Below are 25,698 nucleotides of genomic sequence, written 5' to 3' on the forward strand. Positions count from 1 at the left end.
GACCCGACCTACGTTCTAAAGGCCGGGTTATGATGTTAGAAGGGGACTTTTATGGGCAATCCTTTCGAGAAACTAATATCATATACACAAACTTCTCAGGAGAAGTATGGTGCTTCTGCCTCCGCTTTGTTCATCATTCAAGATGGTCGAGTCGTAACGGAATGGTATTCTGGTCAGCATCATTTTAAGCGTGGTGCATTGCCGGTAACCAGGGATTCGATGTTTAATCTATATTCAATCAGAAAGTCATATGTTGGCATGGCAACAGCCATAGCGGTTACAGAAGGGAATATCTCCATCGATACGGTTGTCTCTGATATCGTTAAGGATATGGCGATAAGCGATTTAAAGGGCGTGACCATCCGAGATTTAGCCACCAAAACCAATGCGAAGTACTTTGGCCCCCAGCGAATCGAACGCGAGGAAGTCGCAGGAAAACTAATAAAAGCGATCACAGGCAAGACGATCGCTCAATTAATAACAGACCGGGTATTTAAACCACTGGAGTTGAACCATTCGGAGTGGGTGTCTGTGCCGGAAGCTCGATTGGTATGTGATTTTCAAGCTGCGGATGGGTATGCATCCATTCGAATAGAATCCGATGAAGGCTGCGACCGGAATTTGTATGCCAGCGCTAAGGATTTGGCGATGTGGGGATATCTGCATCTATGTCAGGGAACCGTTCATAACCAACAACTCCTATCCAGTGAAGTATTTCGTTTAATTAACCAATTAAGGGTTGAAACTCAAGATCAACGCCGGGTTTTTGGATGGTATTATCAAGAAAAATGGTTTTATGCTTCCGGAGCCGCCGGCTGTCATTGTGTAGTTATCCCTGAGTCCAATGCGGTAGGGGTTCGGATGTTGAACAAATATACGGAGAATTATAGTGAAGATCAGACCATGTTTAATGAAACATTATACGAGTGTTTGGGGTTATAAAAGGTAGAGCTGATAGTGCAATAATAAACTGAAGGGCGGTACGCATTGACGATAACCTTTACGCCAGCGGTAAAATTGGACCCACACAATGGGCAAAATCTATTGTCCGGCCCAAGCATAATAAAGGTTTCTCATTCAGATACTCATAATCCTGATGTAGGAGATGACAGGGGAATTGAAATTAAAATTATTTTTCATTCTTTTGTTAGTTATCCTTGTTGGTTGTAATAAAGAGAATGATGGGGTCGTCATAGAAATCCATAAAGAACAGCATGTTAACTACTTGCAGAATTACGGATGGAGCATTGATAGATTTGCGTCCGAAACAAAATACGCTGCCCATACTTTACAATCCTTTAAGTCGCATGTGAAAGATATTAAAGAATTGGGTCATGTGGATTTGACCCGATTTTTGGATCAAGAAGTTACAGAGACAGGGTACTTCCTGCAAGAGAAAACAATGACGTACAATCAGATTGTAGGATATATACTGGAGTCAGGAAATGAAATTATTGGAGGGTATTTGGTATTTAATTATGAGGCAGAACAAGTTGATGGAACATTGCACATCGATCAAAGTGTTATGAATCCTATTCTTCATCGCAAGGAGTTAGGTAGTAGTCCGTCTTCGTAAATGTTGAGATGTATTGCAGGATCATATTCGCAGGTGCATTAACCTGGAAACATGAAGAGTTGGCGGAATGGCCGAAGACGTTGATGTTTAGTAGTTTTGACGAATGGGTTCGCGATTCGATGCTGCCTGATAACTAATATTATTGGAGATGAATCTAAGAACGAAAGGATGCATTCTAAATATGATCGGTTTGATTATTATCGTTATGATAGTTGGCTTGGCCGGAATCATCAGCAATCAGTATTCTGCTCTGAGAAGAATGGAACGCATGCAGCGTTCACTGGATGAACTTAACACAAGAATACAAGAGATGAACCATCATCCTAAACCGTGAAATTGTTTATTAGTGGAGCGAGTTAGTCTTCCTTAACGAGCAGAGAAGGAATCTGGGTGCGTATTCGCCTTAATACAACAATGTGGGAGTATTTGATATGAATCCTTTTAAACATTCAAATAAGGAAATCAGAACGAAGTTTGAGATCGATTTGCTGCACCAGGCACAGGCCAAAGAACCTACGAAACCGCCGCATCCTTGGCGTCACGAGGTTATCATTCCAGCTGCGGGGTGTATTGCGTGCGGGTGGGATGCCGATGAGAATCTTGTTCTAATCAGCAGCAATGGATACAGTATTACGCAAGCCGAGTCAGGAACCTTGATTCACAGAGAGCGGGATTCTGATGTAACCGAAGATCATATTAGCGAGAATTACTTGAGTTTTCATATTCCGAAGAGCGGACAGGACATTTCTATTTTTGGATTTGAGTCTGGAGATGGGATTCACATCACGCACGATGGTTGGATGCTTGAAGTCATTCACCCTTGGTGGCCAAGGGCTTCCGTCGTATTGGATCAGATATTTGTCCCTAACTATGAATATCTTAAACAAGCCGCGATGATTGAATTGAACCGGCTGGATGGGAAAATAAAATGCGGATTTTCGCCTTCTGGTCGACATTTCGTTATTCTGGGGTCTGGCGGAGCACTTTTGTATTCGAGGGAGCAGTAGATGTAACTACATAAGAGAGGTTGTTTGTCTAACGCAAGCTTACAGCTGCAGGATGGAGGAAAATGAATGTCTAGCCCCCCTATAACTTATGGCATGTACACAATGTGCCTGATCCAAAAAGATGATAAAGTGTTATTAATCAATCGCCCAGACAAGCTGGGTTTTCCCGGATATCTTGGTCCAGGAGGAAAAGTGGAGTTTCCTGAGAGTATTTCAGAAGGTGCTGTGCGTGAGGTTTTTGAGGAGACAGGACTGATCGTGAAAAACCTGGTGTACAAAGGATTAGATGAGTATGTGGTTCCTCAAACAAACTATCGTTACATGGTGTTTAATTATTTGGCGGACTCTTTTGAAGGCAAGCTGTTAGCGGATCCACCGGAAGGTGAGCTCGTTTGGGTACCGATTGATGAAAGCAATGGATCTACCTATGCAGCCCTGGTTTAAACGAAGATTTCCCCTATTCTTTGAAGAAGGGACTTTTGAAATCTCTATTGTCTGGGATGAGGATGGACAGAAGTCAATCGATGAGAAGATCAGAAGATTGAGATAAGGGCAACGATCCGGAGGAGGGACCATTATCAGATGATCAAATACAATATTTGTTTTGTTCGGCGCGGTGATGAGGTTTTATTGTTGAATCGTAAATCCCCGCCATGGATGGGGTGCTGGAATGGCGTGGGAGGCAAGCTGGAGGCGAACGAAACCCCGCGAGACTCGATGTTACGTGAGCTGGAGGAAGAGACACATATACGAGACTACAATCTAACCTTTAAAGGCGTAGTGACTTGGTCCGTCAACGGCTCGATTACGGGTGGTATGTATTTATATCTAGCGGAGGTGCCTGAGGATTACAGTTACCCTACACCGATCGCGACAGCTGAAGGAATATTGGATTGGAAACCAGTGAGCTGGATAACTGACGATGCAAATGCTGGAATTGCAGCTAATATACCGGGTTCGCTCGAACTCATCCTACATGATTCGAATTGCTATGATCATCGATGTACATATGAGGATGGTAAACTGGTCGAACAAACGCCGCTTCCGATCAGTTCCTCGATTGAAAGGGATGAAGCGATGAGGGGGGCGTGGTTAAATCAGTATCGGGGAGAGGGAATTGCAATTTAATCTATCTCGTTAGAAAAAATACTCGAACACCACATGGCTCGACCTAAACAGGATATATCTAGGCCGGGTTTTGAGAGGCGCGAGAACGAAGGAATGAACCAGAACTACAATACATCCATCACGGAGATAAAAACATGATGAACAAATTACTTCATAAGGCGTTGGTCCCCACCTCCTACGGACTCTTGCTTGCAGTGATCTGGATTCCTATCGGCATTTTAATCTACATGAACTATCTAGCAGGCGTCATTACTATGAAATACATCTTGTATTTTTTACTCGGGTTGCCCCTCATTGCCATTTTGATCGGATTAATCTGGTTTCGAAAGAACTCGGGGTATTCTATTTTTTCTGTTTCATTTTTAGTTCTGACCCTGTTGATTACGGTACTTATTCCTATTATTTTCGAATAAAACCATGCCATCTCACAGACTCTGGAGCGCCGATGCTCCAGGGTCCTTTTTTATGACAGCAGTAAGTTTATCTTAAGGTCCTCTTAACGTAGATTTAACATTGGCAACCGTATAATGGTGGGGAGGTGGTAGAAGAGATGCGTCTGCTAATAATCGAAGATGATCGTGAATTATCCTATGTCATGAAAGCCGGGCTTGAAAAAAGCGGGTTTCATGTCGATGTTGCCAACCAAGGGCTTGAAGGTGAAGATAAAGGGTTTGCCAACCGGTATGATGCTATTTTGCTTGATTTGAATTTGCCTGACAAAGACGGGATGGAGATCCTTTCCTTTCTACGTGAACAGCATATCGACACGCCAATCGTTATTGTTACGGCACGGGATGAAGTCGTTCAGAGAGCACTGGGATTAAACACGGGGGCCGATGATTATATCATCAAGCCTTTTGATTTTGTCGAGCTTGAAGCCCGGATTCAAGCCGTCATCCGCCGCTATTATGGGCGAACGAAGAATGAGATTGATATCGGCCGCATTCGAGTCTGTCCCCGTACACGGAAGGCCTACATAGATGGAATGGAGGTCGCATTGTCCGCCAAGGAATTTGATATATTGGAGTATTTAGCTAGCCGAAGCCCGGATATCGTATCCAGCGAGGATATTGCGGAGCATGTGTACGATGAGTTTTTTGACCCGTTCTCGTCGGTGCTAAGGGTGCATATTGCGAATTTGCGCAAGAAATTAACGCTGCAAGGTGGGCAGGGGCTGCTGGTCACCATGAAAGGGAACGGGTATCAGTTATGCGGACAACCTCGATGAAAGTCAGCCGAGTTCTTCTGTATTATTCCCTTACGGTGACGACCTGCTTGATTCTTGCATTCATTTTATTCATTAGCTCCATTACGGTCCCCGAGTCCAATCTGCCCACATATTTATTTATGATGAACATGAACAAAGTGACCATGCTCATTCAAAACGGGAGTTTTGGCGGCATGTCCTTCCTCGATCTGAAGCCGTCCATTATCAACAAGAGAAACCTGGAGGATTATTATGTGGGAGCGCTGCTTCAGCATATTCCTATCTTGATTCTATGTCTTGTAGGCATACTCGTAACAGGGACCTGGGTATTGTCCAAAATTCTGAAGGTCCAGCATGAGAAACAGGCCCTCCTATTAGCCAAGCAACTAAGCAGCATGGACGAGGAACATATCATCATGGAGCAGCATCCTGCCATTGTTAAAGCATATCAGGAGATTAAGAGTAAATTCGAAGCGTACACCCTGGATTACGTCCGGCTTAGCGCTTACGTGACGCATGAGCAGAAGAATATCCTTTCCTTGCTCCGAGCCAAATTGCAGCTTTCAGACCATGGGGAGCTGACGGAAGAGGTGGATAAGGTTACGGATAGTCTAGACGATATTTTGACATTGAGTGCCTCCAAAGAAAATACGACCATGGAATTGGTCGATACAGCCCTTCTGTGCGCTAATGTATGTGACGAATATCGGAGGCTGCACCCGAACATCCATTTTGATTTTGATGACGAGGCCAACAACACTATAATCGGGCGGGAGCTCTGGATAAGCCGGGCTGTCACCAATCTGGTGTCCAATGCGGTGAAGTATGGCGGGAACAGTGAAATCCATGTGTCGGTATGCAACAGGAAGGGCAGCGTGATTATAGCGGTCTCCGATGGAGGAGAAGGCATCGACGAAGCGGAGCAGGAGAAGCTGTTCGATTACCAGTATCGGGTCGGCAAACTCAAGAAAGACGGCTACGGCATCGGACTGAGTCTGGTACGCCATGTGTGCGAGCTCTGCGACGGATTGTGCTGGGTAGAGAATAGAGGTGCTAGAGGCACTACATTTTATATGATTTTCCCGGAAGCCTTAACATTAGATTAACATGGCATTCATTAGAATGGGATTGTCCAGGGTGGCAGTGAACCGTTTCGCTGCATCTTAGGCCAATAACAAAAGGGAGGATAACCATGTACATCTTTCAACATGCCATGAAAAACATCGGCCGAAACAAAGGACGAAACCTGCTGATGGGGATCATCGTCCTGGTCATCATCATTGCGACCGTCATCTCGCTGATTATCAACAACACGTCAGGCAGGATCATTGACGACTATAAAACACAGTTTGGATCCAAAGTCAGCATAGCTCCCGATCTGGAACAAATGTACAGCAAGGGAGCGGATTATGAAAAAGTCACGTCGGAGCAATATTTGGAGTTTGCCAATTCAGAATATTTGCGCCAGAGCACCTTTTCTGCCATTGTGCCGAGTGTCAGTAATACCGTCAAAGCGGTGGACCAGGATAAGGATCTAAAAGGTGGAAATATCAAGCTTCAAGGGCCGGGGGGAGCGTCCAAAGGCAATCCTACGATGAAACTTGTGGGAAATTCTAACCTGGAGACCCTTGCCGATTTCGCGGATGGACAGAGATCCATCACGGAAGGCGAAATCTATAAGGAGCCCAATGAAAGTATCGTAAGCAAGGAGTTTGCAGAGCTGAACGATATCTCGGTCGGGGATACGATTGAGGTGAATAGCGTGATGGGCGAAGGCAATCCATATACATTGACCGTTACCGGAATCTATCTGGACTCTACTGCAGAATACGGGGACATGCCCATGGAGATGAGTTTTATGAACCGCCGCAACGAAATTTTGACGAGTTTTGATACGGTGATGGGGGATGATCCATCGTCAGCAAGTGCAGTCAACATTCAGGCTACTTATTACATGAAAAGTCCGGATCTATTGCCTGATTTCGAAAAGGAGCTGCGTGACAAAGGGCTTCCTGGTTCCTATACGGTAAGCACCGATGAGGAGAGTTATGCCAAGGTTGTTGGCCCGGTCGAAGCGATGAAGGGAATCTTCTTAACATTTATGATTGTTGTGATTATTCTGGGTTCGATTATACTTGCGCTGTTGTCTTCCATCACGATCAGGGAGCGGAAATATGAGATCGGGGTTCTACGGGCGATGGGGATGAAAAAAGGCAAAGTCGCTGCAGGACTCATAAGCGAGGCGCTTATGATCACGGCCGTCTGCCTTGTTGTCGGGCTGGTCATTGGAAGTGCGCTGTCGCAGCCTACGGCCAACACCATTCTGCAGAATCAGATCGAAGCAGCGGAACAGGCTAAAGCCGCAAGCGGACCCGGTAAATTTCTGATGGTCGGGGGACAGAGCAATATGAGTAACGTAACAACCCCGCCGATCAGCCAAATCGATGTCGGGCTGGGGATGGATACCCTTTTACAAATTGCACTTATAGCGCTGCTGTTAGCAGGGGTCTCCAGCATGATGAGCATCAGCCGAATTACGAAATACGAACCCATCAAAATTTTGATGGAACGGAACTAGGGGGCGCATGAAATATGAGTGTATTGGCCTTGCGAAATGTATCGTATCGCTATGAAGGTGCAAAGCAGCTTGTATTGAAGAACGTCAATGTGGCGTTTGAGAGCAGTAAAGTGTATACCATTGTAGGAAAATCCGGTTCTGGCAAATCTACCTTGCTGTCTCTCCTGTCTGGCCTGGACGTATGTGCGAACGGGGAGATTTTGTATAAAGGAGATAGTCTGAAGTCGCTCGACCGCGACTATTATCGAGCGAAGAGCATCGGCGTTATTTTTCAAAGCTTTAATCTGCTCACTACGGCGACGGCCGTCGAGAACATTGTGCTGTCCATGAATATAAGCGGCAGTAAGGAAAAGGACAAGAAGGCGTTTGCCTATTCGCTTCTGGAAAAGGTGGGGATCAACCGGGATACGGCAGATCGTCGAATATTGAAGCTGTCGGGGGGAGAGCAGCAGCGTGTTGGGATTGCACGAGCCTTGTCGCACAATCCGGATGTTCTCATTGCCGATGAGCCGACCGGGAATTTGGATCGGGATACGGAAGCCGAAGTGTTGAATATTCTAATGTCCCTTGCACATGATCATGGTAAATGCGTCATTATCGTTACCCATTCCAAAAAAGTCACATCGGTAGCAGACGAGGTGTGGGGACTCTCGGAAGGGAAACTGCTCTATATCAAATCTTAATTAAGTTTAGATAGAAAGGCTGAACATATCATGAGCAAAAAGAAAATACATGTCCTCAGCATCATTCTGTACGTTCTTGCCGGATTGTTAACGCTGTATGCGGCTTGGGCAGCGGTGGAGTCGCACGGCTACATTTCCAGCATGATGGAACAGAATCAGATCAGTGTAAGCGGAAGCGAGTATGATATTGTCAACTTTTATATGGCGAACAGTGCACAGTATGTGTTGTTTGCCGTGATCCTGGGAACTCTCGGTTGGATGCTGCAGCGGAATGCTTCTGGTCCAGCAAGCCATGTTACTTTCGCACGGCAGCAGGCGGGCTCTACTTCCTCCAATGATCGGTCCGTTGAATCGGACGGGGAAGATTTTGAAGAGTGGTTCCGGAATAATCAGAATTAGTAGAAGTGTGGAAATTGAGAAGTACAGGACCAAGGATGGATCCTGGGTCAATCGTGAGTAAATGGAACCAAAAAGAACCTCCCATTGGTGAGGTTCTTTTTGGTTCCTTCCCGGGCACAAATCATCTATTATAGAGGAAAGGAAAATTCTTCTATTTGGAATTGAGGCGATATTCTTGTTTGGATATATGAAGGAATTTCATGAATATTATCTGAAGCTCTTACAATTAGCAGAATACGAGATGGAGACAGACGAGAAGCGTATAGCGTATGGATACCAACCTAGCTCACACGAAGATTTGATTCTTTTGAGAGAAAAGTATCTTTTGGAACGGGTAGCAGGAACGAAAGATGAGCTATCACAAATTAAAAATCTAACGAAATGGGTGAATGAACGGCTTCCACATGGGAATGTAAGGCCGCCGGAGCAAGTTAATGCATTACATGTTTTGGGGCTTTCAGATTCAGAACCTATCCAGATGAATTGCTATGTGATTGCTACCGTCTTGAATGAAGTATTCTTGAGCCTAGGGTTCCATTCTCGAAGAGTTCATTGCAGATCCTATGATGCATATGATTTGGATAGCCACGTGGTCACACTTGTTTATTCTAATACGCTGAGCAAATGGGTCTGCATGGATGGTTCATGGAATTGCTATCTTACTGATGATAGTAGAATTCCTCTTAGTTTAGAGGAATTTCGGGAACGCCTTTCTTCCAATCAGCCCGTCTGGGTTAATGGTGAATCGACGGAGACGGACTGGAGCATTTTTTATAAAGGTTATATGGCCAAAAATATGTTTTGGTTTTACAGTCCTGTTGATAGTGAATACAATTATGAAGCTCGTATGGAGAAAGACTATTGTGCCTTATTGCCGGAGCACTTTACTCCAATTGAACTGATGAGAGAAATACCTGAACATCAAAGCGTACAAATTAGTAGAAACCCGCAAAACTTTTGGAGTCGTCCATCCACCATAATGGATAAACCAAGAGGAAAGAGTGTTATGGCATAGTTACCGTTATTAACATTACTTGTATAAAAACATGCTTTGTTCATAGGAGGGAATTGTATTGAAGGACACCAGCTTGGATTTTTACGAAGGTCTTGCGGACACACACAGGCTTTGGGAATAGCGCAGCATAATTTTACCGTAACGGCTACGGATCTTAGTCCCAAATCCATTGAACGAGCCAAAAAGGAAGCAGACAAGTTGGGGGTTCATGTTCATTTTGATGTCGCGGATTTCCGTTCGCTGGAGCAAGATATCCCTGGGCAATTTGATGTTGTTCTGTCTGCTGACAATGCGATCCCCCATTTACTGTCTGATGAAGATTTAAGAGAGGCATCCTACAATCTCTATGCCAAACTTCGAAGCAATGGTTTACTTGTATTGTCCATTCGCGACTATGACGAGATCCTGCAGAATCGACAGCGTGCCACGTTGCCCCGAGTTATGGATGAAGGAAAACGGATCGTTTTTCAAGTGTGGGATTGGGCTGAAGCCGGGCATCGCTATATAACCAACCAATTTATTGTGCAAGAGATTGACGGGTCATGGAAGACTCAAGTCAACAGCACATCCTATAGAGTTTTATTGAGATCGGAGTTAAGCACAAAATTGGAGGAAGCGGGATTTACCGACATCATGTGGCATATGCCTTCGGAATCGGGCTTCTATCAGCCGATCCTGACCGCGAGGAAATGATGGACGTAGTCTGCATGGGTAAAATGAGTTCTTCGAATCCCATCATATATGAGGAGGAGCTATGGATGGCCAAATTATCAGGTCACGAGCAAGTCGTGGAATATCTTCAACAACTTGAGCATCCACTAAAGGCTGAAATTGAGGAAGTAAGAAGCTTCATATTAAGCGTCGATGATCAAATAACCGAGCAGATCAAATGGAATGCGCCCAGCTTCTGCGTTCAGGGGGAAGACCGGATCACATTGAATTTACAAGGAAAGGGCTTCTTTCGCATCATTTTTCATTGTGGGGCAAAAGTTCAAACGCATGACATCAAGGGAACCCTGCCTGAGGATACGCTATTGGAATGGGCTTCTAATGATCGGGCAATCGTGAAAATATTGAATTTAAACGATCTGGAGGAGAAGAAAGAACAATTAAGAGAAGTTATCGTTCGATGGATTGAAGCAACGAGTAAGGAGTAAACAGGGAGTAACATGGTTGTCGTTTAGCGTTATAAGATGCTTGTAAATGAAGGAGTGACTCAGTTGAACAATGTGATCGATTACTATAATGCCTTCGATGAATGGGGGCGTTTGGATAGGGAGCCCATTGAATTTATCGTCAATCTGCATCATATCTTGAGTATGCTGCCTGAGAAAGGTCACGTGCTGGATAACGGAGCGGGTCCTGGGAAGTATTCGATGGAATTAGCAAAGAACGGTTACGATGTGACCTTAACAGATCTTACGCCAAGATTAGTCGAGATTGCGGCTGCTAAAGCTGAGGAACTCAAGTTAACCGGCCAGTTCAAAGGATTTCACCGTGCCAATGCCAACGATCTTAGCCTGTTTCAGGATGAGCTGTTTGACGCCGCACTGATGATGGGACCGCTATATCATTTACAGACAGAACAAGATCGGTCTACGGCCGTCCGGGAATTGTATCGCGTTACACAAGCGGGTGGCTACGTCTTTGTGGCATTCATGACCCGAATTCGGCATCTGATGACATCCTTATCATTTCCGGAACATTGGAAACCGAATGATACGATCAGCAGCATTAAAGAATTTGTTAGGACCGGGATATTCAATCATAGCGATGAAGGACGATTTACCGGTGCATATTATTTCAATCTGGAGGATATCAAGCCGTTCATGGAATCACATGGCTTCAAGACGATTAAATTGATTGGCTCGTCAAGTATAGCAGGCTCCTTCAAGGCAGAGCAGTTCGATTATTGGCGGTCTCGTGGGGAAGAGGAATTCCAGGAAGTCATGAAACTGATCTACCAGGAAGCGGAGAACCCCAGCATTTTGGGAGTCTCATCTCATTTATTGTATATTGGGCAGAAACGATAAGGGATTATAAATACGAGTGGTTGGGGTACTTTATACTTTTTTTTAGTACCAGTCGAATGTTCAGGGGGATAGAGATGATCGTACAAGAAGTTGATGACCTGGATGCAATAGACCTAGCTGAGCTCTTGACTGAAAGCAAGAGGGAAGGGTTCAGGAATATCCATAGGCTAGTGGATGATTATAATGAGGGCAGTAATAGGTTTCAGCATAAAGATGAAGCCTTGTTTGAATGTCGGATTGGTCTTAGAGTCATCGGCATTTGCGGGTTGAATCGTGATCCGTATTCTGACGGAAGCATAGGCAGGATCCGCAGATTGTATGTGTTAAAGGAATTTCGGCATTATGGTGCCGGGAGAAGGCTGGTCGAAGCGGTAATTCAGAAGGCGAGCAGTCATTATAGTAAACTTGTGTTAAGAACGGACAACCCCAAAGCGGCTGATTTTTATATGAAGCTGGGTTTTAAAGAAGTGAAGGGTGATGTACGGATCACGCATGAACTTCGGTTTGGATGTAATCACGGCTCCCATGCCTCGATCCTATAGAGTAAAAAAGACCGCCGTGAAGGCAGCCTTCCTACCCCTCGTAGGCTTGCTGTAACGTCTGCATATCGATTTTTGATTTCGTCTGGAGTAAAGCCTTCATGACGCGTTCGGATTTTGCCGGATCGGCGTCAGTTATCATTTCGCTTAAGTTAGCTGGGACGATCTGCCACGATACACCGAACTTGTCCTTCAGCCAACCGCATACTTGGGCTTTCTCGTCGCCGCCCTCAGACAGCTTCTCCCAATAATAGTCCAATTCTTCTTGGGTTTCGCAGTGCACAATAAATGAAATGGCTTCATTGAAGGTGAAATGCGGACCGCCATTGAGGGCAACAAAATGTTGGCCTTCCAGCAGGAATTCCACAGTCATGATCGCACCTTCCGCAAATGTATGGTTGTCATTTTTTTCTGCACTGTAGCGCGTGATACGCTCGATTTGTGAATTTTTAAAAATTGAGACGTAATGCTGGGCTGCTTCCTCGGCTTGGTGATCAAACCACAAGTTTGGCGAAATCTTTTGGACTCTATTCTTCATAATTCCAACTCCTTCATTACAGGTAATAGAATGTAATGCAATCGTACCATATCCTTCTTAACACGATTTCTTTCCAATTGCGATTTATTCATAGAATTATAGTACGAAGCTAACTTTTTAGGATAACGGAGGGTTAAAACAATGAGTGGAAGTCAATTCATCATTACGGGAACCTCAAGGGGAATCGGCGAGCAACTGGCTTATATGCTCCTAGAGAAGGGCCATGAAGTCCACGGAATCGCGAGAGGAACGTCCGAGAGATTGAGCAGCTATCCAAAATACAGACACCATGTATATAATTTGAGCGATACGTTGGGGCTGGAGGAGCTTGTGGATAGGGTGTTGGACGAGATGCATCCCGTTGACGCGGATATGATCTGCCTTATCAATAATGCGTCCATGCTTGAACCACTGAAGGCCATTGAACAATGTAATGCAAGAGATATTCATATGAATGTGCAAATCAGTCTGGTTGCCCCCATGATTCTGACATCCGGCTTCATCAAGAAGACGGAGGGGTTGTCCATTCGGAAGAAAATCATCAACATCTCTTCAGGCTCTGGCATATATCCAGCACCTACGATGAGTGTCTATTGTTCGGTCAAGGCCGGAATCAATATGTTTACGCAAAGTGTAGGGAGCGAGCAAAGGAACAGGCCAAACCCGGTAGAGATCATTGCGGTTAATCCAGGTATGGTAGATACGGATATGCAAAGAATGGCCAGAGGGAAAAATGAGCAGGAGTTTGAAATGGCCAAAGCCTTCGCCCATGCCCATGAGTCAGGGCAGCTTCTATCTACAGAGGAAATCGGTGCGCATCTGTTACGTATCATCGACAAGGATTTTGCAACCGGAAGTGTTGTGAATTATGACGAAATTTAAGCGATCGGTGAAAACTGAAGTATATCTTATCTATCGGAGGCTGTTATCATGTTGATGCCATTCGTACGCGATTTCAGGCTTATTTGGATTTTAATCGAGAGGTCGTCTATATGGAATATATTACGAAGCCGGAGTTTGAAATTAAGTTGAGACGGAATATCTAAGAACTACGAAATGGTCTGATAATGGATCGAAAGGAATATTCGCATGGAAGAAGTCATTGTCACCCCGTACAACCCGGACTGGAAGAATGAGTTTGAACGGGAACAAGATAAAATTAGTTTGGCTCTGAAGGGACTTGATGCACACATCGAACATATCGGGAGCACGTCGGTGATGGGTTTAGGATCGAAACCGACCATTGATATGATGGCTGGTGTTTTGAGTTTAACGCTAGTAAATGAAAATGAACAATATATAGAGAATCTGGCCAGAATCGGGTATGAATATGTGTTTAAACCGGAGTTCCCGGAGCGGCTTTTCTTTCGAAGTGGCCAATGGCGGGCGGGGACACATCATCTTCATGTTTACAAGTATCAAGGCCAACAGTGGAACGACCAGATTTTGTTCAGAGAGTATTTAAAGAACCATCCGGACACACGGGATCAGTATTATTCCTTAAAAAAAGTTCTGGAAAGCCAGTTTAAACATGACCGCGTGGCCTATACCAGCGGCAAGGCTGATTTCATTCGTGAAGTGATCCGGAAGGCAAGGCAGGATACAGATTTAGTCGGGGAACTTGATGCGGAAAGGAATTAAAGATGATGTCCGAATATTACTGGGATTCAGCAATCGAATATCTGAGGAATACAAGAGGCCTATACTATAACGATGATTACCTGGAGTTTCTTGTTAAGAATGTCTGGAAAATGAATACTCCCATTAACATTGTGGATTACGGTTGTGGTTACGGTTATCTAGGATTAAAGCTTCTCCCGTTATTACCCGAAGGTTCAACCTATACAGGGATAGACAAAGGCAAGGATTTGATTATGGAAGCAAGAGAAGTGTTTGATAAGCTGCCCTATTCTACTGAATTCATTCAAGGAGATATTGAGGATATGTTTGTGGAACGTCAGTATGACGTTGCGATCTGCCATGCATTTTTATTACATATGGCAAGCCCTCGGGAGATTCTTCAGAAAATGATGGATAGTGTACTGGACGGCGGACGAGTCATTTGTTTTGAGCCTCATTGGATTGCTAATACGGCTAATTATGGCTTCGATGGAATTCAGCATTCTGAAGTCGTTCGTCTGGGCATATTACAGAAATTGTATGAAACGAGCGCCAAAGATAGCGGAAAAGACGGGAATATCGGCATGAGGCTCCCTATTCTTCTAAGTCAGCTGGGATTACGGAATGTGGAATGCCGAGTCAGTGATAAAGTGAATTTTTTAGATCAGAATATGGATGCTGCAGAGAAGGATCGGCTTTTTCAGTCCTTGGAGGAAGAAGGGATTGGGCAGGAACTGGAGGATCCGGTTAAGGTAGTGGAGCAGATGGTACAGAGAGGTTTATCAGTAGAAGAGGCCCAAGCCCAATATGCCGCTGAACTCAAGTTGTTCCAGGTGTTTAATAGCGACTCGTGGTTGACTTATGCACCGAATATGAAGATCTCTTATGGAACGGTTGGTCGAGAATAAACTTGCTTAAGGAGCCCTATGAAAATTGGATTGGTAAGACATTTTAAAGTTATACATATATTGGATAGGAAATGGGTGACGTCCGATCAGTTCAATGCTTGGGTGGAAGCTTACAACAACGCTGAAATTGAACAATCCGACCTGGACTATGACTATTCGGAGTGGAATGTCTGCATATCCTGTGATTTGCCAAGGGCCATTCAGACGGCAGAAACGATATATCCAGGCCCTATCATCGCAACGAATCGGTTAAGAGAAATTGAGGTTCAATCGATTCATCCTTTGGGAAATCTAAAGCTTCATTACTACATGTGGTTGATGATGGGGCGCTTGGCTTGGTATCTGTCTCACCGCTCGCAAGCGGAGCGGCGAAGCGAGACACGGAAGCGAGCTGGGCATATTATCGATTGGATCGAAGAACATTACCGTGATCGCAACGTATTAGTGGTCAGTCACGGCGCTTTCATGAAAGTCTTGACTCAGGAACTGCACAATAGAGGTTACCGAGGAAAGGGATTTGTACAGCCCAGGAATGGTGCCATGTACATTTTCGAAAAATAAGCGGGGGGAACGTTATATGAGACTTCGAAATGGAGTGATCTATCTTTACGAAAAAGAATAGGATTACAACGATCGTCTCCAATAATAGATAGCCAACTGGGTTCTGTCTCGGAGCTCCAATTTATCCAGTATGATCGAGAGGGTATTGCGCACGGTTCCTTCGCTGATAAACAATTGCTCGGCAATTTCTCGATTCGAGCAGCCTAAGGCAACCAGCTCGAGAATATCGTTTTCCCGCGGGGTAAGGTCGGCACGATTCTCTTTTTCGGGCAGCATCAAGGTCTTCAGCACATTGGCATCCACAACGGAAGTACCGGAAGCCAAAGCACGCAGCTGTTGTGCCATACTGGAAACCTGCGTCGATTTCAGCATGTACCCCTCGGCTCCGGCTAGCAGCGCCAGGCGGATACTATGCTCATCTTGAAATGTGGTCAGCATCATAATCTGCACCTGGGGCCATTTTTGCTTGATTTGCCTCGCCGCTTGGATTCCGTCCATACCAGGCATCCGAATATCCATGAGGACGATGTCCGGCAGGACCTCTTCACAGCATTGAATGGCTGCAGCGCCGTCATTCGCAGTGGCCGTTACTTCCATATCCGGTTCTCTGGATAGAAGCAGCCGGAGACTCTGACATACCAATGGATCGTCATCCACAATGAGAATGTTCATCGAATGCCCCCCTTTCCCATAGGTAATACGCAGACCAATTGAAAGCCGCCGGATGTATTGATGGAGATGCTCCCGCATGCCGCCTGGGCTCTTTGCCTTAGGTTGCGGAGTCCGGTTCCAGGCAGCGAGGAGGAATCCAAAACGCCGTCATTTAGGACGCTTAACCGCACGATATGTTCATTGACGTCCAACGATACTTCAACGTGTTTGGCTTTGGAATGACGCACCGCATTGGTCAAGGCTTCCTTGAGACAAGCATTAAGGATGACCCACAGATGGGCGGCTATCCGAGATGTATCTCCATAAATTTGCAGCTGGACAGGCATCGCTTTGAAATTACGGCAGATCTCCTCCAGGCTCCGAATGCCGATCGCTTGGACAGGCTGCATATTATGGACCGTTTCCCGCAGCTCCAGGGCACTGCTCGACAAACGCATCTGGGCTTGAGCAAACATATCTTCCGCTTGCGGGTCATTCTCCCTCCATAATGTTTCAAAAGCTTGGAAAGCTAACAACGCGGCTGTTAATTCATGGCCGACCTCATCGTGCAGCTTCTGGGAGATTCGATGACGCTCTCTGAGCTCTGCAAGCTGAGCCGTTTGCACATTGGCCATAAGCAGCTCACCCTTCAATATTTCCAGTTCGTAGCGATCGCGACGCTCCTGATCCGCCTCCAATCGATACTGATGGGTTTGTTTGGACCAACATAAAACGATCCATCCCGCAAATGAAGCTTGAACGAGCATGAGCAGAAGCGGGATGTCCGGATCGACATAGCCGATGACAAGCACTGCCAGGATGGGCAGGGAAAATAGCGGTGTACCGGCAAGCATGGTTTCAAATAGCGGCAGAGCCAGTCCGAAGCCGGCCTCCGGCCAGAATGGAATGATGGATATGCATAGGAGCTGGTCGACCAGTGTTGTCCATGATGGAAGGGGAAACCGCCATCGGGCTAACGCCAGGATCGCTAAGGCGAAGACCAGGATGAATCCTTCGGTCCCGGCATCTCCCATAAACCAAAGAGCGGCCATAAGCAGCAGGGCAAGTATTCTCCAAATCACTACGGCTATGCTCGGGGACCACGAATCGGTATAGCTTCTCATGAAAACCTCCCATGGCATACGTTCTCTTTTCCCCATATCGTAACATATTTTTCAAGCCAGTTTCCTTCGGCTTCCAATCAGCATAAAAGCGATCGCAAACAACAGCAGGATCCCGAGCGGAGTGAGCTGTTCCGCGAACAAGCCCCCGTTCTTAGCAAGCATGATTCCCTCATGGAACCAATAGGTAGGGGATAACATGGCGATTTTCTGCAGGGATGCAGGCATAGCCTGAATGGGAAATAAGGTTCCTCCGAGCACCGCCATGATCAAGATGATTCCCAGCATAACGGCTGTAGAAGATTCAGGCTGGCGGAACATGGAAGACCAAGCGAGAGAGAAGCTAATCGCGGTGACCGAGAACATACTTAAAATGCTGAAGAGTTGAATCAGACTGCCAAAAACATCGGCATGCAGCAACCAGGCGCTGCACGTGATCACGGCACTTTGTCCTACGAGCAGCAGAGCGAAAGCAAGCAGATTCTGCGATAAATACTTGAAGTGGGTCACAGGTGCAACGCCGATCCGGGTCAGAATTTTATTCTTCCGATCCTCCATAATCATATGAACGAGTTTGGAGGCAGAGAATAACAGCAGGATTCCGTAGAAGTGATACCCCAGCGGTAAGCCATGCCAACCGCCCACCGGGAGGACAACGACGGCTGCCGGAAGGCCTAACAGCAAGATAAGATTGGGCAAGCTGCGGACGCTCCGAATGAGCGCGAAGTTAAATATCGTCAAGCGAGCTTCCTCCTCCCAAGCCATGCGCTGATCATCATGCATATCACGGTTAAGGCTAACAGCAATAGTATGCTTAGGTACGCTTTACCTTGCCCGCCATCGACAAGCATCTCCAGGACGGCCATCTTTCCGAGGGATACCGGATTCCCATAGGACGACATGAACTCAAAGAAACGATGATCCGGGAGAGGAAACATTAATCCGGTTAAGATGATGAAGCCGATTCCGAGGACCTCAGAAACCCGTTCCGTCAATTTTACGTTATGGATGGATAATGTCAGCAGTAGATGTACGGACTGAGCAAACAAGGAATAAATAATAAATACCAGCAAGACCCAGCCGATCGATCCCCACGCGATCCCGAACACCCAGGTTGTGAATAGCACCAAGACCAATCCTTGCAAGGTACTGAAGAGTGTGCAGGCAAGAATAAGAGAGCTTGAATAAACCGCTACGTTAATAGGGAGCGAATAGATTCGCCATTTGCGGGTTTTAAGTAAATCGATATCCAAATAACTCATCAAATACGTGCCGCCAAAAAACTGCACGCCCATAATGGTCGTAACGACCGTCAAGTCCAGCGGAGGAACGCCGTTCATGCCTTCATAGGGTCCAATTACGACACCCAGCACGGTAATGACGACCAGTGGCAGGCCCACCAGAAGAAGCTGCCCGATGGGTTCGCGTATCAGGCGAAGCAAGGAGAAGTACGTCATTCTGAACACTAGCATGTTAAGTTCCCTCCGTGTCACGTAGTTGCTTACCGGTAAGCGTAAGGAATACGTCTTCAAGCGTAGGTTTCTCCGCATGGATGGATAGGACGCCGCCCGCGCTTTTGGCCAACGACAGGATGCGATCCAGATTTCCTGCGCCTGCCCGTGATATGATCTGAATTTGCGTGCCATTCAAAACCACGTGCTTGACTCCATCCAGCTGTTTGATGTTATTGATCAGATCCTCCGTCAACTCCACGACTTCCAGTTTAATCTTCTCTTCATGGTGGATGTTCTTTACCAACTCATCAATCGTCCCCTGCGCGATGACGTGGCCTTGATCCATAATCACGACGCGAGATGCGAGGGACTGCACCTCTTCCATGTAATGGGTGGTATAGAGAATAGTAGTCCCCCTTTTTTGCAGTTCGCGTACCGATTCCAGGATGTGATTTCTGGATTGGGGGTCGATTCCAACCGTGGGTTCGTCCATGATCAGGAGCCTGGGCCTGTGAATGATCGAGCAGGCGATATTCAGTCGCCGCTTCATTCCCCCGGAGAATTTGGAAGGACGTTTATGGGCTTGATCCGTTAATCCGACGAATTGGAGCGTTTCCGTGATTTGCCTTCTCAATTCTGCGCCTCTTAACCCATAGATTCCGCCAAAAAAGGCGAGATTCTCTTGGGCGGTTAAATCCTCAAAAATGGTGATATCCTGCGTGACCAGTCCAATTTTTCGTTTGACCTCCAGCATCGGGCCGCTTAGCCGTTCACCAAACAGCTCGATGCTACCGGAATCGATGCCGATTAAGCCGGATAACGCATGGATCAATGTGGTTTTACCTGCACCATTCGGACCAAGAAGACCGAGTATTTCGCCTTGCCTAATTTCTAAATGGACATGGTCCAGGACAAGCTGATGCCCATAACGTTTAATGATATGGTTCATGGTAGCGATTGTCATCCGAATCCTCCTTAGCTTGAGTGTTTAGCTTTATTATGGCAACCGGGAGAAAGCGTTCATAGTTACAATTGTAATGAAATCGGCAGGGAACCGCATGTTGAAATATGATGCCGGATACGTTACCATCATGGAATTAGCAAATGTGTAATCGGCCAGTAAAGGAGTCGTATCTGCGATGACCAAGGTACTTGTTGTAGATGATGAGATCAGTATCTCAAGCGCAGTTGCTTATGCGCTGCGAAGGGAAGGATATACGGTGGAGACCGCAGGGGACGGGCAGGAAGCGCTGGAGCGCGTGGGATCGTTTGATCCCGACGTGATGGTGCTGGACGTCATGATGCCGAAGCTTAGCGGGTACGATGTCTGTCGCAAGCTCGGGGACCGGCAGCGCCCGGCCATTCTGCTGTTGACGGTGAAGGACGATATTGTGGATAAGGTGCTCGGGCTGGAGCTTGGTGCCGATGATTATATGACAAAGCCCTTTGACATGCGGGAGATCATCGCCAGGGTAAAGGCATTGTCCCGAAGAAGCCGTACTCCCGAGGCAGTCGGGAAGCAAGCCCCCGAACAGCATGTGATCCGGATAGCCGGACTTACCATTAACCTGTTAAATCGCACCATTCACGCCGAGGGCAAGCCCCTTGAACTGACGCCGAAGGAGTTTGACCTCATGGCTCTCCTGGCACGGAATCCGGAGCGGGTATATTCGCGAGAGGCCTTGCTAGAACAGGTATGGGATATGGATTTTGCCGGCGGCACGCGTACGGTAGATATTCACGTCCAGCGATTGCGCAAGAAGCTGGGAAACCAGCATGAAGTGATCCAGACCGTGTATGGCATCGGATATAAAAGCACGGAGATTCCCTCATGAACAAAGGAAAAGTGCGTTTCGGCTTGAAGTGGAAAGTCGCACTGCTTCTCGCTTTGCTGCTGATTGCCGTTGTAGTTGTTCTAAGCACGTTGGTTCTTGCCGGGATACGGGAGGACCAGCGGGTGCGACTGGAGGAATCCTTCGCCCAGGAAGCCGAAGCAGCCAATCTCAGGATTCATCAGGAATTACTGACGAATCCTCAAACGCAGCCGGATGATTTTATGGAAAGTGTCGGTCAACGGCTAGCCGTTGACCTTGGAACCCAGAGCGGCATGCCGGTGACGCTGTATAAGCTGGATGGTACTTTCACGGGGACTTCCCTGCCGTTCCAGCCGAAGATGGATGTACAAGACGCGCTTGCTCATACGGCGCAAGGGCGTTCCGCCTATATAACCGAGGGTGACCAACTGCTCTATCTTGCCCCGCTAAGGAATATGGAGGAGCCAATCGGAACGATTCAATTCCACGCTTCCCTGGCTGAGCAGCACGCTTTCTATGATCGGATCCAGAACTTGTTTATCGTGACGGGCCTTGCGGTGCTTGCCGCCGGCTTCCTGATCGGTTTTCTGTATGTCTGGCGGCAGGTGCATGTCATCAGCAGGCTGAACCAGGCTGCGCAGAGGATCGGTGAAGGCGTCTATCTTCGCGAGCCGACGGTGAAGCGAAACGATGAGCTCGGCGAGCTGGCGCAAGGCATATATGAAATGAGCGGGCGAATTTCCTCGTCGGTGAATCAGCTTACCGAAGAGAAGCTGAAGCTATTGGATGCCATCGAAAGACTGCAGGAGCTGGAACAGCAGCAGAAGCAGTTTATCGGGAATATCAGCCACGAGTTGAAAACGCCGCTGACCTCCATATTGGCTTATGCGGATCTGCTTGAAATGTATCGCGATGATCCCGCCCTGCTTGAGGAAGCCAGAGGACAGATCAGCAAGGAAGCACAGCGTCTATACCGCTTGGTAGAAAAGGCGCTTCAGTTATCGTCCATGGATATTTATGAATTCGAAACCCATGCGGAACACGTAAACCTCATGCCGATTCTGCAAGAGGCGGCAGCTCGGCTGGAGGCAAAAGCAGAGCAATCGGACATAACGATTCAATCATCCTTAACAGATGGTAAGGTATGGGCTGATCCCGAGAATCTGATGCATATGGTTCTGAATCTGCTGGATAACGCCATTAAATATAACAGGCCCGGAGGGAGCGTTACGCTCTCGAACGAAGTGGACCAGGATCCTTATGGTCAAGATCGTATGATCATTAAGGTAAGCGATACCGGAAACGGAATTCCGGATGATGCCAGAGAACGGATCTTTGATCCGTTTTATACGGTGAGCAGCGACCGTTCCAGGGTTCACGGAGGAACGGGTCTAGGGTTATCCCTAGTACGCAATCTGGCAGAGAAACAGCATGGCTCCGTTCAGCTTGCGGAATCGGGTCCCGGCGGTTCTACGTTTGTGATTGCCCTGCCGATGAATCGGCCACAATCCTCAGAGGTTATTTCGACCGAAGAAAGTTCAGACTTGGAATAAGGTCTGGACTTTCTTTTTTCAAGGTTACCTGTTTGTTTACAAGTTCGTTACAAGCTCGATATCGTATTGAGATATTCGCATTCTATACTGAGTTCAACAGGGAAAGAGGCGGCATGCCAAGATACATTCTGTGCTGCTGCCGAAGCGCCTTGGGGGATATGCCATTGGGAGGAACCTGTTATGAGAAACAGAGTAGGGAAGTATGGGTTCAAGTTGATGTCTGCTGTTGTTATTGCTGCAGCTCTGACGGCTTGCCAATCCCAGGATCGGCTGACGATCGTGGAGCCAGGCAACAATCAAACCGGCCAGCCCCCTGTATCGAATGCTGGAGAGACGGCATCAGGAGAGCGCAAACTTACGGTTGTAGAAGGAGCGAGTGGTCCATCCGGTCAGGAAGTCGTTGTGAATCAGACACACCGGATCGCCTCGTCGAACATTGAGACATGGCTGTCGGAGAATGAGGTCAAGGTGCTTACAACCAAGCTGATCAAGGAAGCGACCGAAACGGAAGAACCGCAATATGCTTATTCCTCGGAAGCAGTGAACGTAAGTACAGGTGAGCGTCGTGAGCTCACGAATCATGAAGAGTCGCATCCAGGTGAACATCTTGTCAAAGAAGAAATCTCGCCGGACGGTAAATATAGCTTTATTCAGAAATGGAGGGATAAGTATACGGCTGATAATTTCCTGAAGGACCTGAGTACAGGTAAAAGCATACCGGTTAAGGGCGACAATTACATGGAGATTGGAGGGTGGCTGGATACAGACACCTATGTTCTTGCAGCAGGCTCCATGAGCGGCAAAGGCGATATTCGTCTCATTTCGACGGACGGCTCTTATACTACCATAGCTATTGAGGATGAGGATGTTGAAGTCTACAACCAGTTCGGAGCGAGTAAAGGCCGGATCTATTATATCGATGTAAACCAGGTGCTGAAGGTCGTTGAACCCGGACAATCGAAGCCGGTACAGCTCATTGAAAATGTATGGAGCTTCAACATCTCGCCGGATGGAGAGTACATTGCCGTCTCCACAGCGACCAACACGGAAGGGAATTCCGGCAGCAATTTACTGATCTATGACGCAGCCGGCAGCTTGCAAGGATCCCTTATCGGAAAAGGCAATCTGATTTCTTACCCGTCCTGGTCGCCGGATTCTGCCAGACTAGCCTTTGATGTATATTCGGAGAATGAAAGCGGGATGAACGGAGTGTATGTATTTGATACGGCTTCAGGAAAGGTAAGCTGGATGGCGCCCTATTATTCGGCGGTGCATCCTGCGGCCCATCCGGTCTACCCGCTGACTTGGAGTCCATCTGGAAAAAGACTGGGCATTACGATTGACGATAAAGAAGCGTTGATTGCGACGTATGTCATCGATTTTAAATAAAGATATCGAGCTTCATACTATGACTCATCGACTTGGAAGGTTGGTGAGACAACGAGGGGAATGGATGAAATGAAACAGTTGAAAAAATCAATCGTGGCGGTTGCCGTGCTGGGAATAACGTTAACGGGAGCAGCAGGTGTCTATGCGGGAGCCAACCTGGAGAAAATCTCGGCTTACCTGAATCACAGCATCGGTATCAAAGTGGACGGAGTCGTATATAACACAGGCAAAACATTGACTCCGATCACGTATCAGAATACGACATACCTGCCGGTTCGAGCGATGGCCGATGTGCTGGATGTACCCGTGCAGTACGATGCGAAGAATAACCAGGTGCTGATCGGAAGTAATCCTGGAAACGGTCAGACGACCGAGCTGACCGCTGTAAAATATAGTGATGCCGAGCGAAAAGAAATCAAAAGCGCATTTGCCAAATTTGATGGTTTTCAAACGCCGTATGCTCCAACGCAGATGGTAAAAGGCGATATGTACCAAAAGACAGGCGCATCGGAAGATGGCGTTAACATGTTATTCAAACACATGACGGTATATATCTCCCCAAGAGACTATTCTCATGGATATGACAGCAAATCGGTTACATTGTCCAATGGGGTTAAAGCGAAATGGTATACACCGGATGATACGGACATGCTGGGCTTTCAGATCGATGATCGTTTTGTGACAATCAGCTCACCGGAGCATTCCTTAAGTAGAGCACAGCTGGAGAAGGTTGCTGTAAGTGTTGCCCAATTGAAATAAATATAGAGATAAAAGAGATAGAGATATGGCTTAGATATGAAAAAGGTGAATAGAGATTAGTACGAGGAAGCTTGCAGGGTGAAAGGAATGCCCTGTGAGCTTTTTTGATTTCGAAAAGCTGTTACGAGCATTGATATTTCCTGGGCAATCCAAACTTCCAGTATATGTAAGAATAAGTTTTAGTTTTACTTTGATTTTATAGGAAGTTTACGCATAATAGAAACTAAGGGAGATGATTCCACTTTGAATGATAAGGATATCAGTACTGTTGTTACTGGAGATTTAATTGTTACTCATCTGATAGGGAAGATAAACACGGATGATGTTATTGAATGGTTTAATGGCTTTGAAAATTCATGTCAGCAGTTTATTGGAAAGGGACTGAAATACAAATTGCTGGTAGATAGAAAAGGGTATACCCCAAACCACTTCTCCGTTCAAAAAGTATGGAAAGAAAAGTTCTTCAATGACACCATCCTGAATCATAGCAAGGCCATTGCGTTTCTTCTTGAAGAAGGGGAGATCATGAATTACCTGCAGCAATCCAACACCAAAGAATCCGTTAAATTTTTTGATGATTATGAACAAGCACTCAATTGGTTAAACAACTATCCAAGTTAGGAATTTATGTTGAACCAGTTGCTTTCTAGCAACTGGTTTTCTTATGCTCACAGCTTTACGTTGTGGTGAAATTGGCTTGCTTGCAAGCTTCTAACAATATTTATGAAAGGAGCTAAAAAAAGAAGCAGCATGATCGCCGCTCCTTCTAAAATTCATTAATTACGCTGCAATAACAGGTAACCGCTAATGCTGGATGTTCTTTGGCGGAATACGATTTTGAAACCTACATCATGATCCAGCAAACAGGCTAAGGCAGTTCTTAGCAATGCATTCGGCGTCAAATCAGCTCGGCAAGGAGAAGCATTGCCAACGACACGAGCAGCAACAATTCTACGCGGGGAACCCGCAACGAGAGGGTTTCTTGACCAGCTGATTAATACTAAATCCGGCTCTGGAACAGCACTGACACGACCCATCTGAATCACCTCTTTTATTATAGTAGAGTCAGTATATTAAATGAGAATCTGCTATGAAGTGTGCACAGTAAAGGCGGAGTTTTTTAAGATCATGGTTACAACCCAAACTGACGGAAGGGGAGATGTGG

General features: G+C 46.5%; 31 protein-coding genes and 1 pseudogene. 26 read left to right on the forward strand and 6 right to left on the reverse strand.

The window, feature by feature from the left end:
* Positions 1 to 51: 51 nt before the first annotated feature.
* The 17 genes and pseudogenes from AK95_RS10085 to AK95_RS10160 all read left to right on the forward strand — a co-directional run bounded on the left by AK95_RS10085 (position 52) and on the right by AK95_RS10160 (position 12,168).
* Positions 52 to 942 (forward strand): serine hydrolase domain-containing protein, encoded by an 891-nt coding sequence (locus tag AK95_RS10085; protein ID WP_083397581.1) that lies wholly within the window; start codon positions 52 to 54, stop codon positions 940 to 942.
* Positions 943 to 1,117: 175 nt separating this feature from the next.
* Entirely contained in the window at positions 1,118 to 1,576 is a 459-nt protein-coding gene (locus AK95_RS10090) for a DUF4830 domain-containing protein (protein ID WP_235613075.1), read from the forward strand.
* A gap of 181 nt (positions 1,577 to 1,757) precedes the next feature.
* Positions 1,758 to 1,910 carry a hypothetical protein gene (locus AK95_RS34475; RefSeq protein WP_201259373.1) on the forward strand — a complete coding sequence of 51 codons (153 nt, stop codon included), beginning with the start codon at positions 1,758 to 1,760 and terminating at the stop codon, positions 1,908 to 1,910.
* Between the two features lie 97 nt (positions 1,911 to 2,007).
* Positions 2,008 to 2,583 (forward strand): hypothetical protein, encoded by a 576-nt coding sequence (locus AK95_RS10095; RefSeq protein ID WP_071219847.1) that lies wholly within the window; start codon positions 2,008 to 2,010, stop codon positions 2,581 to 2,583.
* 66 nt (positions 2,584 to 2,649) lie between these two features.
* Positions 2,650 to 3,133 (forward strand): annotated as a pseudogene (locus tag AK95_RS10100) (NUDIX domain-containing protein).
* Between the two features lie 32 nt (positions 3,134 to 3,165).
* Positions 3,166 to 3,711: an NUDIX hydrolase gene (locus AK95_RS10105; RefSeq protein WP_071219848.1), complete on the forward strand. Its 546-nt coding sequence runs from the start codon at positions 3,166 to 3,168 to the stop codon at positions 3,709 to 3,711.
* Positions 3,712 to 3,845: 134 nt separating this feature from the next.
* The gene (locus tag AK95_RS10110) at positions 3,846 to 4,124 is read left to right on the forward strand and encodes a hypothetical protein (RefSeq protein WP_071219849.1); all 279 of its coding nucleotides are present in this window, start codon (positions 3,846 to 3,848) and stop codon (positions 4,122 to 4,124) included.
* 137 nt (positions 4,125 to 4,261) lie between these two features.
* Positions 4,262 to 4,939 carry a response regulator transcription factor gene (locus tag AK95_RS10115; RefSeq protein WP_071219850.1) on the forward strand — a complete coding sequence of 226 codons (678 nt, stop codon included), beginning with the start codon at positions 4,262 to 4,264 and terminating at the stop codon, positions 4,937 to 4,939.
* Positions 4,936 to 6,024, forward strand: coding sequence for a sensor histidine kinase (locus AK95_RS10120; RefSeq protein WP_071219851.1), 1,089 nt, complete (start codon positions 4,936 to 4,938; stop codon positions 6,022 to 6,024). The genes AK95_RS10115 and AK95_RS10120 overlap by 4 nt, the downstream gene beginning before the upstream one ends.
* A gap of 86 nt (positions 6,025 to 6,110) precedes the next feature.
* The gene (locus tag AK95_RS10125; RefSeq protein ID WP_071219852.1) at positions 6,111 to 7,496 is read left to right on the forward strand and encodes an ABC transporter permease; all 1,386 of its coding nucleotides are present in this window, start codon (positions 6,111 to 6,113) and stop codon (positions 7,494 to 7,496) included.
* A 14-nt stretch (positions 7,497 to 7,510) separates the two neighbouring features.
* Positions 7,511 to 8,179, forward strand: coding sequence for an ATP-binding cassette domain-containing protein (locus AK95_RS10130; protein WP_071219853.1), 669 nt, complete (start codon positions 7,511 to 7,513; stop codon positions 8,177 to 8,179).
* Positions 8,180 to 8,209: 30 nt separating this feature from the next.
* Positions 8,210 to 8,578: a hypothetical protein gene (locus tag AK95_RS10135; RefSeq protein WP_071219854.1), complete on the forward strand. Its 369-nt coding sequence runs from the start codon at positions 8,210 to 8,212 to the stop codon at positions 8,576 to 8,578.
* A gap of 175 nt (positions 8,579 to 8,753) precedes the next feature.
* A complete protein-coding gene (locus tag AK95_RS10140) occupies positions 8,754 to 9,593 on the forward strand; it encodes a transglutaminase domain-containing protein (protein WP_071219855.1) in 840 nt (279 codons plus the stop codon).
* Positions 9,594 to 9,629: 36 nt separating this feature from the next.
* Positions 9,630 to 10,286, forward strand: coding sequence for a class I SAM-dependent methyltransferase (locus AK95_RS10145; RefSeq protein ID WP_481855827.1), 657 nt, complete (start codon positions 9,630 to 9,632; stop codon positions 10,284 to 10,286).
* Positions 10,287 to 10,351: 65 nt separating this feature from the next.
* Positions 10,352 to 10,750: a DUF1801 domain-containing protein gene (locus AK95_RS10150; RefSeq protein ID WP_071219856.1), complete on the forward strand. Its 399-nt coding sequence runs from the start codon at positions 10,352 to 10,354 to the stop codon at positions 10,748 to 10,750.
* Positions 10,751 to 10,813: 63 nt separating this feature from the next.
* Positions 10,814 to 11,626 carry a class I SAM-dependent methyltransferase gene (locus tag AK95_RS10155; RefSeq protein ID WP_162487562.1) on the forward strand — a complete coding sequence of 271 codons (813 nt, stop codon included), beginning with the start codon at positions 10,814 to 10,816 and terminating at the stop codon, positions 11,624 to 11,626.
* Between the two features lie 74 nt (positions 11,627 to 11,700).
* Positions 11,701 to 12,168, forward strand: a complete 468-nt coding sequence (locus tag AK95_RS10160) for a GNAT family N-acetyltransferase (protein WP_083397583.1) — start codon at positions 11,701 to 11,703, stop codon at positions 12,166 to 12,168.
* 31 nt (positions 12,169 to 12,199) lie between these two features.
* Here AK95_RS10160 and AK95_RS10165 read toward each other — a convergent pair whose 3' ends face one another.
* Positions 12,200 to 12,703 (reverse strand): VOC family protein, encoded by a 504-nt coding sequence (locus tag AK95_RS10165; RefSeq protein WP_071219859.1) that lies wholly within the window; start codon positions 12,701 to 12,703, stop codon positions 12,200 to 12,202.
* Between the two features lie 141 nt (positions 12,704 to 12,844).
* Between AK95_RS10165 and AK95_RS10170 the strand changes: the two genes are divergently transcribed.
* The 4 genes from AK95_RS10170 (at position 12,845) to AK95_RS10185 (ending at position 15,792) form a co-directional block, all read left to right on the forward strand.
* Complete coding sequence (locus tag AK95_RS10170) at positions 12,845 to 13,585, forward strand: SDR family NAD(P)-dependent oxidoreductase (protein ID WP_071219860.1); 741 nt, start codon at positions 12,845 to 12,847, stop codon at positions 13,583 to 13,585.
* Positions 13,586 to 13,792: 207 nt separating this feature from the next.
* Entirely contained in the window at positions 13,793 to 14,344 is a 552-nt protein-coding gene (locus tag AK95_RS10175; RefSeq protein ID WP_071219861.1) for a GrpB family protein, read from the forward strand.
* Between the two features lie 5 nt (positions 14,345 to 14,349).
* Positions 14,350 to 15,231, forward strand: a complete 882-nt coding sequence (locus AK95_RS10180; RefSeq protein WP_071220461.1) for a class I SAM-dependent methyltransferase — start codon at positions 14,350 to 14,352, stop codon at positions 15,229 to 15,231.
* Positions 15,232 to 15,306: 75 nt separating this feature from the next.
* Complete coding sequence (locus tag AK95_RS10185; protein ID WP_235613077.1) at positions 15,307 to 15,792, forward strand: histidine phosphatase family protein; 486 nt, start codon at positions 15,307 to 15,309, stop codon at positions 15,790 to 15,792.
* Positions 15,793 to 15,855: 63 nt separating this feature from the next.
* Here AK95_RS10185 and AK95_RS10190 read toward each other — a convergent pair whose 3' ends face one another.
* The 5 genes from AK95_RS10190 to AK95_RS10210 are packed head-to-tail and all read right to left on the reverse strand — an operon-like array spanning position 15,856 to position 19,982.
* The gene (locus AK95_RS10190; RefSeq protein WP_071219863.1) at positions 15,856 to 16,464 is read right to left on the reverse strand and encodes a response regulator transcription factor; all 609 of its coding nucleotides are present in this window, start codon (positions 16,462 to 16,464) and stop codon (positions 15,856 to 15,858) included.
* Complete coding sequence (locus AK95_RS10195) at positions 16,461 to 17,567, reverse strand: sensor histidine kinase (RefSeq protein ID WP_071219864.1); 1,107 nt, start codon at positions 17,565 to 17,567, stop codon at positions 16,461 to 16,463. Before AK95_RS10195 ends, AK95_RS10190 begins: the two co-directional genes overlap by 4 nt.
* 51 nt (positions 17,568 to 17,618) lie before the next feature.
* Positions 17,619 to 18,305: an ABC transporter permease gene (locus AK95_RS10200; protein ID WP_071219865.1), complete on the reverse strand. Its 687-nt coding sequence runs from the start codon at positions 18,303 to 18,305 to the stop codon at positions 17,619 to 17,621.
* Entirely contained in the window at positions 18,302 to 19,036 is a 735-nt protein-coding gene (locus AK95_RS10205; protein WP_071219866.1) for an ABC transporter, read from the reverse strand. The genes AK95_RS10200 and AK95_RS10205 overlap by 4 nt, the downstream gene beginning before the upstream one ends.
* A 1-nt stretch (position 19,037) precedes the next feature.
* On the reverse strand, positions 19,038 to 19,982 hold the full coding sequence (locus tag AK95_RS10210) for an ABC transporter ATP-binding protein (protein WP_071219867.1): 945 nt from the start codon (positions 19,980 to 19,982) through the stop codon (positions 19,038 to 19,040).
* A gap of 175 nt (positions 19,983 to 20,157) precedes the next feature.
* On the opposite strand from AK95_RS10210, the gene AK95_RS10215 reads away from it, so the two are divergent.
* From AK95_RS10215 to AK95_RS10235, 5 genes are all read left to right on the forward strand, one after another.
* Complete coding sequence (locus AK95_RS10215; RefSeq protein ID WP_071219868.1) at positions 20,158 to 20,853, forward strand: response regulator transcription factor; 696 nt, start codon at positions 20,158 to 20,160, stop codon at positions 20,851 to 20,853.
* Positions 20,850 to 22,385: a sensor histidine kinase gene (locus tag AK95_RS10220; protein ID WP_071219869.1), complete on the forward strand. Its 1,536-nt coding sequence runs from the start codon at positions 20,850 to 20,852 to the stop codon at positions 22,383 to 22,385. The genes AK95_RS10215 and AK95_RS10220 overlap by 4 nt, the downstream gene beginning before the upstream one ends.
* Before the next feature lie 180 nt (positions 22,386 to 22,565).
* A complete protein-coding gene (locus AK95_RS10225) occupies positions 22,566 to 23,774 on the forward strand; it encodes a hypothetical protein (RefSeq protein WP_071219870.1) in 1,209 nt (402 codons plus the stop codon).
* Positions 23,775 to 23,843: 69 nt separating this feature from the next.
* Entirely contained in the window at positions 23,844 to 24,533 is a 690-nt protein-coding gene (locus tag AK95_RS10230; protein WP_071219871.1) for a stalk domain-containing protein, read from the forward strand.
* Positions 24,534 to 24,731: 198 nt separating this feature from the next.
* A complete protein-coding gene (locus tag AK95_RS10235) occupies positions 24,732 to 25,154 on the forward strand; it encodes a SpoIIAA family protein (protein ID WP_074961826.1) in 423 nt (140 codons plus the stop codon).
* Positions 25,155 to 25,698 lie beyond the last annotated feature (544 nt).

It is taken from the genome of Paenibacillus sp. LC231, from assembly GCF_001860525.1.
In the GTDB taxonomy this organism is placed as follows: domain Bacteria; phylum Bacillota; class Bacilli; order Paenibacillales; family Paenibacillaceae; genus Paenibacillus_AQ.

Excerpts from the sequence above, each read along its gene's own strand:
- AK95_RS10085 (WP_083397581.1), top strand. The coding sequence starts at position 52 with ATGGGCAATCCTTTCGAGAAACTAATATCATATACACAAACTTCTCAG.
- AK95_RS34475 (WP_201259373.1), top strand. The coding sequence starts at position 1,758 with ATGATCGGTTTGATTATTATCGTTATGATAGTTGGCTTGGCCGGAATC.
- AK95_RS10095 (WP_071219847.1), top strand. The coding sequence starts at position 2,008 with ATGAATCCTTTTAAACATTCAAATAAGGAAATCAGAACGAAGTTTGAG.
- AK95_RS10105 (WP_071219848.1), top strand. The coding sequence starts at position 3,166 with ATGATCAAATACAATATTTGTTTTGTTCGGCGCGGTGATGAGGTTTTA.
- AK95_RS10110 (WP_071219849.1), top strand. The coding sequence starts at position 3,846 with ATGATGAACAAATTACTTCATAAGGCGTTGGTCCCCACCTCCTACGGA.
- AK95_RS10115 (WP_071219850.1), top strand. The coding sequence starts at position 4,262 with ATGCGTCTGCTAATAATCGAAGATGATCGTGAATTATCCTATGTCATG.
- AK95_RS10120 (WP_071219851.1), top strand. The coding sequence starts at position 4,936 with ATGAAAGTCAGCCGAGTTCTTCTGTATTATTCCCTTACGGTGACGACC.
- AK95_RS10125 (WP_071219852.1), top strand. The coding sequence starts at position 6,111 with ATGTACATCTTTCAACATGCCATGAAAAACATCGGCCGAAACAAAGGA.
- AK95_RS10130 (WP_071219853.1), top strand. The coding sequence starts at position 7,511 with ATGAGTGTATTGGCCTTGCGAAATGTATCGTATCGCTATGAAGGTGCA.
- AK95_RS10135 (WP_071219854.1), top strand. The coding sequence starts at position 8,210 with ATGAGCAAAAAGAAAATACATGTCCTCAGCATCATTCTGTACGTTCTT.
- AK95_RS10150 (WP_071219856.1), top strand. The coding sequence starts at position 10,352 with ATGGCCAAATTATCAGGTCACGAGCAAGTCGTGGAATATCTTCAACAA.
- AK95_RS10160 (WP_083397583.1), top strand. The coding sequence starts at position 11,701 with ATGATCGTACAAGAAGTTGATGACCTGGATGCAATAGACCTAGCTGAG.
- AK95_RS10165 (WP_071219859.1), bottom strand. The coding sequence starts at position 12,703 with ATGAAGAATAGAGTCCAAAAGATTTCGCCAAACTTGTGGTTTGATCAC.
- AK95_RS10170 (WP_071219860.1), top strand. The coding sequence starts at position 12,845 with ATGAGTGGAAGTCAATTCATCATTACGGGAACCTCAAGGGGAATCGGC.
- AK95_RS10175 (WP_071219861.1), top strand. The coding sequence starts at position 13,793 with ATGGAAGAAGTCATTGTCACCCCGTACAACCCGGACTGGAAGAATGAG.
- AK95_RS10180 (WP_071220461.1), top strand. The coding sequence starts at position 14,350 with ATGTCCGAATATTACTGGGATTCAGCAATCGAATATCTGAGGAATACA.
- AK95_RS10190 (WP_071219863.1), bottom strand. The coding sequence starts at position 16,464 with ATGAACATTCTCATTGTGGATGACGATCCATTGGTATGTCAGAGTCTC.
- AK95_RS10195 (WP_071219864.1), bottom strand. The coding sequence starts at position 17,567 with ATGAGAAGCTATACCGATTCGTGGTCCCCGAGCATAGCCGTAGTGATT.
- AK95_RS10205 (WP_071219866.1), bottom strand. The coding sequence starts at position 19,036 with ATGCTAGTGTTCAGAATGACGTACTTCTCCTTGCTTCGCCTGATACGC.
- AK95_RS10210 (WP_071219867.1), bottom strand. The coding sequence starts at position 19,982 with ATGACAATCGCTACCATGAACCATATCATTAAACGTTATGGGCATCAG.
- AK95_RS10215 (WP_071219868.1), top strand. The coding sequence starts at position 20,158 with ATGACCAAGGTACTTGTTGTAGATGATGAGATCAGTATCTCAAGCGCA.
- AK95_RS10220 (WP_071219869.1), top strand. The coding sequence starts at position 20,850 with ATGAACAAAGGAAAAGTGCGTTTCGGCTTGAAGTGGAAAGTCGCACTG.
- AK95_RS10225 (WP_071219870.1), top strand. The coding sequence starts at position 22,566 with ATGAGAAACAGAGTAGGGAAGTATGGGTTCAAGTTGATGTCTGCTGTT.
- AK95_RS10230 (WP_071219871.1), top strand. The coding sequence starts at position 23,844 with ATGAAACAGTTGAAAAAATCAATCGTGGCGGTTGCCGTGCTGGGAATA.